Source organism: Pseudomonas sp. AGC41 (assembly GCF_057334555.1).
Map to the genome: position 1 here is coordinate 7775 of NZ_JBHFJB010000148.1, position 9559 is coordinate 17333.

The 9559-nt window shown below is 59.1% G+C and carries 4 protein-coding genes; 2 read left to right on the forward strand and 2 right to left on the reverse strand.

What is annotated here, in order from left to right:
• Positions 1–269 precede the first annotated feature (269 nt).
• Positions 270–1322, forward strand: coding sequence for a WD40/YVTN/BNR-like repeat-containing protein (locus ACE04F_RS24370; RefSeq protein WP_305500455.1), 1053 nt, complete (start codon positions 270–272; stop codon positions 1320–1322).
• Between the two features lie 43 nt (positions 1323–1365).
• Positions 1366–3741, forward strand: coding sequence for an efflux RND transporter permease subunit (locus ACE04F_RS24375; protein ID WP_486110261.1), 2376 nt, complete (start codon positions 1366–1368; stop codon positions 3739–3741).
• 76 nt (positions 3742–3817) lie between these two features.
• Here ACE04F_RS24375 and ACE04F_RS24380 read toward each other — a convergent pair whose 3' ends face one another.
• Both ACE04F_RS24380 and ACE04F_RS24385 read right to left on the reverse strand, forming a co-directional pair.
• Positions 3818–8551 (reverse strand): dermonecrotic toxin domain-containing protein, encoded by a 4734-nt coding sequence (locus tag ACE04F_RS24380; RefSeq protein ID WP_486110262.1) that lies wholly within the window; start codon positions 8549–8551, stop codon positions 3818–3820.
• Between the two features lie 176 nt (positions 8552–8727).
• Positions 8728–9447, reverse strand: a complete 720-nt coding sequence (locus ACE04F_RS24385; protein WP_486110263.1) for a FadR/GntR family transcriptional regulator — start codon at positions 9445–9447, stop codon at positions 8728–8730.
• Between the last annotated feature and the right edge of the window lie 112 nt (positions 9448–9559).

The following is a 9559-nucleotide window of genomic DNA, read 5'->3' on the forward strand; positions in this document are numbered from 1 at the left end:
CCAAGGGGGCACCACTGTGGTCCGCTTGGAATGTGCTCCATCACCCCACCGAATACCCCGCCATTCACCCCCGCCGCAAGCCCTCCCGGTTAACAAAAGATAACGTGGCGTCGATTGTCAGACCTTTCGAAAGCCCGATAGGATAGGCCAGCTTCCGAAGGGGCTCTAGATTGCAGGTTTCAGGGCTACGGCCAGGCAATCTCGACATGCCCGACTACGGCGCCCTGAAAGGTTGAATGACCTAACAATAATAAATGGGGGAAAGGTCTATGAATGAGCCTGTCATGGCTGTGGGCCGCTGCCGCCCGCCAGTGCTGCGCAGAGTTGCGCTGCTGGTCTCGGCGCTCTCGCTGCTGGGCTCTGCCGTTTTGTCGGCGCCGGTGCTGGCGGTTGCGGCGTCGACGGCCGATGTCATCTATTCCGTCGAATCGGCCAAGGCCAGCAAAACCCTCATGCTCGATGTGGTCCATGCCGGCCAGCGCCTGGTCGCGGTCGGTGACCGTGGGCATATCGTCTTTTCCGATGACCAGGGCAAATCCTGGACCCAGGCCAAGGTGCCGACCCGCCAACTGCTCACTGCAGTCTTCTTCGTCGACGACAAGCACGGTTGGGCCGTGGGGCACGACGCGCAGATCCTCGCCAGCGAGGACGGCGGCACCACCTGGACCAAGCAGTTCGAAGACCTCACCCGTGAAGCACCGCTGCTCGACGTCTGGTTCAAGGACGCCAGCAATGGCCTGGCCGTGGGCGCCTACGGTGCGCTGTACGCGACCACCGATGGCGGCAAGCACTGGGAGCAGGCCAGCGACCGCCTCGAGAATGAAGACCAATATCACCTCAACGCTATCGCCGCGGTAAAAGACGCCGGGCTGTTCATCGTCGGCGAGGCCGGCAGCATGTTCCGCTCCGCCGACTGGGGGCAGACCTGGGAAAAACTCGAAGGTCCGTACGAAGGCTCGCTGTTCGGCGCCATCGGCACCGCCCAGCCTTCGACCCTGTTGGCCTACGGCCTGCGCGGCAATCTCTATCGCTCCACGGATTTCGGCGACACCTGGGAGCAGGTCGAGCTGAAGGCGGCCCGTGGCGCGCTGGAGTTCGGCTTGTCGGGCGCGACGCTGTTGCCGGATGGCTCGATCGTGATCGTCGGCAACGGCGGCAGCGTGATTCGCAGCACCGACGATGGCGTGACCTTCAGCGTGTTCAACCGTCCGGATCGCATTTCCGTGGCGGCCGTCACGGCGGCGGGCAACGGCAACCTGATCCTGGCGGGACAGGGTGGCGTTCGCGCTACCACGCCCACTGGCGCCGAACTGAGCAAATGAGCCGGGCCTGTCAGACGGGCACAATAACAGGAAGGCGGACCCCATGAGCAGTCATCACCAAGACAAGGCGACGTTCCTCGAACGCCTGATTTTCAACAACCGCCCGGCAGTGATCATCATTTGCCTGTTGGTCAGCATTTTCCTGTTCTGGCAGGCCACGCTGATTCGACCGTCGACCAGTTTCGAAAAGATGATTCCCCTTGAACATCCGTTCATCGAGAAGATGCTCGAACATCGTAATGACCTGGCGAACCTGGGCAATACGGTACGGATTTCCGTGGAAGCCACCAACGGCGATATTTTCTCCAAGGAGTACATGGAGACCCTGCGGCAGATCCACGACGAGGTCTTCTACATCTCTGGCGTCGACCGCTCCGGCCTGAAGTCGCTGTGGAGCCCGAGCGTGCGCTGGACCGAAGTGACGGAGGAGGGCTTCGCCGGCGGCGAGGTGATTCCCCAGAGCTACGACGGTTCGGCCGACAGCCTCGATTTGCTGCGCAACAACGTGCTCAAATCCGGCCAGGTCGGGCGCCTGGTGGCGAACGATTTCAAATCGAGCATCATCGATATCCCGCTGCTGGAGTCCTATCCGGACCCGCAGGACCAAGGCAAATTGCTCGCCCTCGACTACCGCAAGTTTTCCCACGAGCTTGAAGACAAGATCCGCAACAAGTTCGAAGCGCAGAACCCGAATGTGCAGATCCACATCGTCGGCTTCGCCAAGAAGGTCGGCGACCTGATCGACGGCCTGGTCATGGTGGTGCTGTTCTTCGGCGTGGCCTTCATCATCACCCTGATCCTGCTGTACTGGTTCACCAACTGCATGCGCAGCACCGTTGCGGTATTGAGCACCACCCTGGTGGCGGTGGTCTGGCAACTGGGGCTGATGCATGCGGCCGGTTTCGGCCTGGATCCGTATTCGATGCTGGTGCCGTTCCTGATCTTTGCCATTGGCATCTCCCACGGCGTGCAGAAAATCAACGGCATCGCCTTGCAGTCCAGCGAGGCGGACAATGCCTTGACGGCGGCGCGGCGCACCTTCCGCCAGTTGTTCCTGCCGGGGATGATCGCGATCCTCGCCGATGCCGTCGGCTTCATTACCTTGCTGATCATTGACATCGGCGTGATTCGCGAACTGGCCATCGGCGCGTCCATCGGCGTGGCGGTGATTGTGTTCACCAACCTGATCCTGCTGCCGGTGGCGATTTCCTATGTCGGTATCAGCAAGCGCGCCGTCGAGCGCAGCAAGAAAGACGCGACCCGCGAACATCCGTTCTGGCGCCTGCTGTCGAACTTTGCCAGCGCCAAGGTCGCGCCGGTATCGATTGCCCTGGCCGTGCTCGCGTTTGGCGGCGGCCTCTGGTACAGCCAGAACCTGAAGATCGGCGACCTCGACCAGGGCGCGCCGGAACTGCGTCCGGACTCGCGCTACAACCAGGACAACAACTTCATCATCAGCAACTATTCCACCAGCTCCGATGTGCTGGTGGTGATGGTCAAGACCAAGGCCGAAGGCTGTTCGCGCTACGAAGCCATGGCGCCCATCGACGAGCTGATGTGGAAGATGCAGAACACCGAGGGCGTGCAGTCGGCGATTTCCCTGGTGACTGTGTCCAAGCAGATGATCAAGGGCATGAACGAGGGCAACCTGAAATGGGAAACCCTGTCGCGCAACCCTGATGTACTGAACAGCTCCATCGCCCGGGCCGACGGCCTGTACAACAACAGTTGTTCCCTGGCGCCGGTGCTGGTGTTCCTCAACGACCACAAGGCCGAGACCCTCGACCGCGCCGTGACGGCGGTGCAGGATTTCGCCAAGGAGCACAACCGCGATGGCCTGGAGTTCATCCTCGCCGCCGGCAACGCAGGCATTGAGGCGGCCACCAACGAGGTAATCAAGGAATCGGAACTGACCATCCTGATCCTCGTGTATATCTGCGTGGCGACGATGTGCATGATCACCTTCCGTTCCTGGGCTGCGACCCTGTGCATCGTCTTGCCGCTGGTGCTGACTTCGGTGCTGGGCAACGCGTTGATGGCGTTCATGGGCATTGGCGTGAAGGTCGCGACGCTGCCAGTGGTTGCCCTCGGCGTGGGTATCGGCGTGGATTACGGCATCTACATCTACAGCCGCCTGGAAAGTTTCCTGCGGGCCGGGTTGCCGTTGCAGGAGGCGTATTACCAGACGCTGAAATCCACCGGCAAGGCAGTGCTGTTCACCGGGCTGTGCCTGGCCATCGGTGTCTGTACCTGGATCTTCTCGGCGATCAAGTTCCAGGCGGACATGGGCCTGATGCTGACGTTCATGTTGTTGTGGAATATGTTCGGTGCACTGTGGCTGCTACCCGCGCTGGCGCGTTTCCTGATCAAGCCGGAGAAGCTGGCGGGGCAGAAGGGCAACTCGTTGTTTGCTCACTGACGGGCCGGAGAATACCGAGCCGCAACCTTGGGTTGCGGCTTTTCACGTCAGGTTTCAGTCCAGGGGACGGCGATTTTCAAGTCGGCTTGTCGGCCAGCGGAAGAAACCAGCGCTTGGCGGTGAGCTTGCTTAAGGTCCCGCGATGCACATCCACCACGGCATAATGGCTACTCGCCCTGGCGAGCGCGGAGTGGTAATTCTCCAAGCGTTCACCCCAGGTTTTCAAATGCGCGACGCTGTAGTTGGTACTGGGTGCATCAGCCTTCTCATAGTGAAAATGCGCACACCAGATCGGGTTGCCGTCGCTGTCATTGATGCGATATTCCTGCATATAGTCCTTGCGCTCTCCTTTCAACTTTATGCGCGCTTTAGGGGGAAGGATCTCGACCCGTTTTTTGCCCAGCAGGTACTGGAGCGCAGCGTCGGTGGGCGGTAGTTCGATGCTTAATTCGATGCGCAGGTGCTCGCCCGAGGACTTCAGGCGCAAAGCCGCAGCATTGAGTTCTTTGATCAACTGTTGATCCGCCGGCGCGCGCGCGGTTTGCGAAGCGCCGAATGCACCATCGAGCTCTTCGGAAATGGCCTGGAAGCGCTTGGCTTCGCCATTCATGATTTCCTCGATTTCCTGAGGGAAGCGGCATCGCTTCCTGTAGCCTTCGGCAGCCGTCATCCGCTTGGGCAATTCCTCCAGCAGCGTTTGGGCTTTCTCTTTGAGGATGTTGACAGCCCTGGTGCTGGGGGCTGTAGCTATGACCGGTTTGGCTTCATCCATGGGCGTCCAGACATCGCCTTGGCGCGAGTAGGTACCCAATAGTTGTCTATCGTTTTCCGAGCGCAGCTCGACGACGTCTTGCGATTGCGCATTAGCGGCTGGTAACAAATCGCCTACCAGCACGCCTTTTTCCGTTCTGATCACCTTTTTCTGCCGGCCCCCAGGAGCAGTCCAGCGGGGTTTTGCCGGTTTCCTGGACGCTTGCGGCTCGGGTCTGATCTGCGCAGCCAGTTGCGAGGACACGTCCTGGTAGAAACCCTCGATCAAGGCGTATTGCTGTTTGAAATAGGTTTGATTGATATGGCTGTCATAAAGGGCTTTGACCAGATCGAGATGCTCCAATTCTCTTCCGTAATGTTCCCCCAGGCTTTCCAGCAGTTCCAGGCGTTCCGCAGAGGAAAAACTGGCGGTGTTGAGCTCGGAATGTGTGCGGATCTGCTTCAACAACGGCAGCAGGCTATAATTATCACGGACCTGCACGGCAAAATTGTCATCGTAAATCAAGGGATTCAGGAGTGACAACTGAAGGGCCTGGCATCCCAATACGGTTGGTTCATTGGCCCGGTCGCGGGTCAGCTTGACGTACATCTCCTGGCCCTTGGTGCCAAGATTGAATAGACGTTCGAGATAACTATCCGCGAGTTTCAGCCAATCGATCATCCGGCCATTGATCTCAGCTGCCTTTTGGAGGAAATCGAAATATGCCGCTGGATTGGTTCTAAGGGCGGCCGCTACATTATCTGGACCTTTGAATTGGCCATTGGCCTCCAAATGCGCTTCTAGCTCGTAGCGGACGGTAGTAAAGGCCTTGCGCGCATTCCTGACAATGTTGGACATTAGCGCGTACTTGGCCTCGGAATTGGGTGCACTGCCCAGCCTTTCAAGTTCCTCTACGCTTTCAAGCAGTTTTTCCATCCGTGGGGTTTCCTCCTCGAGCAGTTTGTACAACTGCGCGCGATAACGGCCTCGGTCGGCCTCGGTGTATTTGCTGTCTTCGAACTGAGCTTTGACGAGGTCTCCAAGGGTGCTCAGGCGATGCTCCATTACACCTTGTCGATCGACGTACTCCTGGTATTGTTTTTTCAATTCGGCCACTCGTGCGGCCTTTCGCTGTTTTGCTTCGGCAATGCTCTTGGGCGCCATGCCCCCCGCAAGGCGACGCCTCAAGTCGATGGACCAGTTGCCTTGTGCGTCCTGGCGCAGTGTATGCAGTCGTTTTGTAGGATCATGGGGATCGACGATGGTCGCGCGATCGTCCGACATGCGCTCGGAGGCGTCCAGAATGATTCGGTAAAGCCTTCCGTCGACCATTGCGTGCAATTTGTCGTCGATCAGGTACAACCCTTTGTGAAATGGATCTGTGAGGGGGGCGGGTAACGTTTCGGGGTACGGTACTTCCACTTTTTGCAGCGCGATATGTTCCTCATTGGTCAGTTTTCTCGGCTCGAAGAAGCTGAAGGTGGGGTAGGGAAGGCGCGGTTCGGACGAAGGGACCTTGAGGTCCGGCTCCGACAGAACAACGGGAAGCTCGGCAATGGCGGGAGCTTCCAGGACTGGCCAGCGCTCCGGGACGAGGCGTGGCGCAGGCGAGCGGATGGCTTGGTTCTTCAGAGCCTCGGGTAGTGGCGTGTAGGAGCTCTTGATAACGGACGGGGCCTGGAGCGCCAGCATGCCCAGATTCAGCAGCAAGTCGACGACCGCAAGCTCTCGTTTCACCGGGTCATCGCTGCTCAGGGCCGGGATGTCCTGACGGGCGCTGATGATAAGGGCCCATAGCCAGGCAGTGGCCATGAACGGGCCACGCAGGAAAGGGAATATCAGGATATTGAACAGGATGCTGGCCCCTTGCTTGAAAATGGCCCAGCGGCTTTCGCTATTGGAGACCGAATCTCGCTCGGCCTGGGTGATCAGTGAACGTGCTTGACTGCCGTAGAGGTACTGCATCAATTCGCCGTTGTGCAGGAACTGAAGCAACTCCCCGTTACCTTCATTGACGGCGAGCGTCGCTGGGGCGGGTCGCATAGGAAATGAGAAATCGTCCAGGCCGGCAAACTGCAAAATTCGCGGCTCGAGAAAACCTCCATTGATATAAATCGGGCGAGCATCGTCCGCCAAACACGCCAGAACGCTGTCCTGCAGTTCACCAGACGCGGTAATGGATTGCAGCAATGCCGCCCGCGTGGCGAACTGTTGCAGCGATACCGCGTACAGCGGGCGGTAGAGCACGTGCGGGCCGGTATTGATGTCTTGTGGCTCGATGATGAACATGTTGGACACAATATCCGGCTGTGCCCGGGGGGTGCGCAACAGGGCTAGATGGCGAATGACCACGCATGCCCCACCTATATGTTGGTCCTCGGAATCCGCGCCAAGCAATCCTTCGATCAGTTGTACGCCTTCGACGGTCAAGCCGTTTTCATTGAGTAGTGCCTGTTTCAGTGCTGTAAGAGGTAACTGCGCGGCCATCTGCGCGGCAAACACTCGCTGACGTTCCTGTCTCTGAAGCACGTCATCAAACAGGTTTTGTTGCAGGTAGCGAGGATAGTTCGTGCCGATGTCCACCCGTTCGATCAACCCCTGGGTGCGGGTGATGAAGTCCGGGGTCAACCAATGGGGCAGCTCAAGGCCCAGACGATGACTGAGTTTCAGCTGACCGCTGGGTTTTGAAACGAGGTTGGCGATGGCCAGCTCGGTCAGGCTCATCTTCCGGTGTTCGACGATGCCCACTGTTCCGGGATAGCCTGCGGCTACGGTGAAAGTCAGCTCTATATCGTCGGGTTGGAACTGATCGGTTTGGGCCTTGGTTGGGCTATCGCTGTTGGTCCGGCTCATGTCGGCAAGCAAGGCCGTAACCGTGTAGGCCTTGATATCCTCGATATCACTGAGAAACGTGCGCCCTTGAGCATTTTTTATCGCACTGGCCAAGGCCAGGCTGTAGCGCTGGAATTTCCTTTGATTGGTAAATGACGCGCCTTTTACCCATTGCGGCAACAGCGGTTCGACACGGGTTACCGTGTCGTGTGCGAGTGTGGGCGCATCGACAATATGTTGTGTCGGGTCGCTTAGCTCCTGGTAGAGCGCCGTGAGGTTCTGCAAGCCGATCCGAGAGGGCAGCTTCACCGCTTGGATATTCTCCACTTGTTGATTAAGGATCAGTGCGGCCTGGAATTCAAAGACGTGCTTGAGAAGTTCGTGGCGTTGGCAGGTAACCGTGTCGACGTCGAACTGGCCAGCGATGAGCCCGCCCCAGTAGCTATTGAATGCCTCTATTGATGTAAAGCACTCCACGGCACCGCCTGGGCGGCACAGCAGGTAGATGGTCCTTTCCTCTTGCGTGTGAACCAGCAGTATTGCACTGCTGGACGACACGCTGCGGCCGGCCGCTGAGGTCATGACAGTTGCGAGCTGGTACGCCTGGACGGGTGCCTGGCGGTCATGGCGAACGCGCATGTCATAGGTCGGGCATTCAATGACCTGGCTCAGCGCTTTTCGGGCGTGGTCCGAGAGACCGGGCTGGCGAAGCGAGTGGATACGAAGCATGTTGCGCAGCATGTCGCTGAGCCAACGCAAACGGCTGGACCCGCTGTAGTCGATGGTTGACGAACCATTGACCGCGGTATGCCAATAACTGTTTAGCGCCTCATGCAGCGCGATCGGCACGGTCCAAGATAAATCCTGCACGGCTTGTTCAATGATCTTGATATCCACCCGTTCATCACCTGCCCGGAGACGGCGCGGGGCGTCGTCGGAGAGGAAAGGTTCAAGAGTTCCTTTGGCGGCAAAATCGATAGGCGTGCCGAGGGCCAGGTAATCGAGCACAAGCGGCATGAAGGGCCTGAGGTGGTAGCGCTTTGCGGTCGCATCCGGCGTTGCCAGCATGAGCTTGGAAAAATCAACAGCCAACGAGGGGTATTTTTCCAGGATGGCCAGTTCCAGCAATTCTTTCACGACCTCCTCGAAATTCGGGCGGTCGGAGAATTGCAGGCGGATGCGTTGCAGGAAGGCCGAGTCGTTTTCGACTGGGAGAGACGTCGTCATGAGAAATCCTTTCTTCAATGATTCGTGATCGTCGGTGCGACGAAGAAGAAAGAATCGGTGAGACGATGCAGCGCCGGGCGGTACATAAATACCGCCATCTGCGAACAAGGTTGTGCAGTTTCGAGCCAGCGCGCCATCGACGCCTGGAGGCGCTGGCGATCAGATGCTTGGATGAATCAGGACGGCTCCGCGCCCAGCACTACATTCAGCGCACTGCGGGCGTCATCCAATTGCACCAGCGTGGCATGACGCGCCCCAAGTGCATCGCGGTTCTCGATCGCGGTGAGGATCGCCTTGTGCCGTGGCATCGCCAACTCGTGCAGGTTGGGGCGTTGGTTGGAGTGTTTGAGCGCTTCGGCGATGGCCACTGACAGCATGTTGCACAGGTTGGCGAGCAGGTCGTTGTGCGTCGCTTCGGCGATGCGACTGTGAAAGTCCAGGTCCGGTTGCAAGAGGGCTTCCGGGGTCGGGGCGGCTTCCATGCGCTGGTAGGCTTCGCTGATAGCGGCGATGTCGGCGTCGGTGGCGAATTGCGCGGCGAGGGCGGCGGCGGCCGGCTCGATGATGCTGCGGACGCTGGTGAGCAGTCCGAAGAACTCGTTCTGCGGGCTGCTCTGCATCAGCCAGTGCAGAACATCGGGGTCGAGCATGTGCCATTCCCGACGCGGCTTGACCACCGTGCCCACTCGTGGCCGCGAATACACCAGGCCCTTGGCGACCAGCACGCGCGTGGCTTCGCGCAGCACCGGACGGCTCACGGCATATTCTTCACACAGCAAGGCTTCGGCGGGCAGTTTGTCGTCGGGCTTGAAGCGCCCGGAGACGATCTGCATGCCCAGTTCCTGGACGATGCGCGCGTGCATGCTCTTGCGGTCGGAGGGTTTGCGGTAATCCATGGGGAGCGGCGCGATCCTGTGGGCGAGGGGTGCTGCGCATGATAGCAGGCGCGGCGAGGGCGGGTCGCTAGTGCGAGTTCTAAGGTCAGTGCAGACTTCTTGTGGGAGCGGG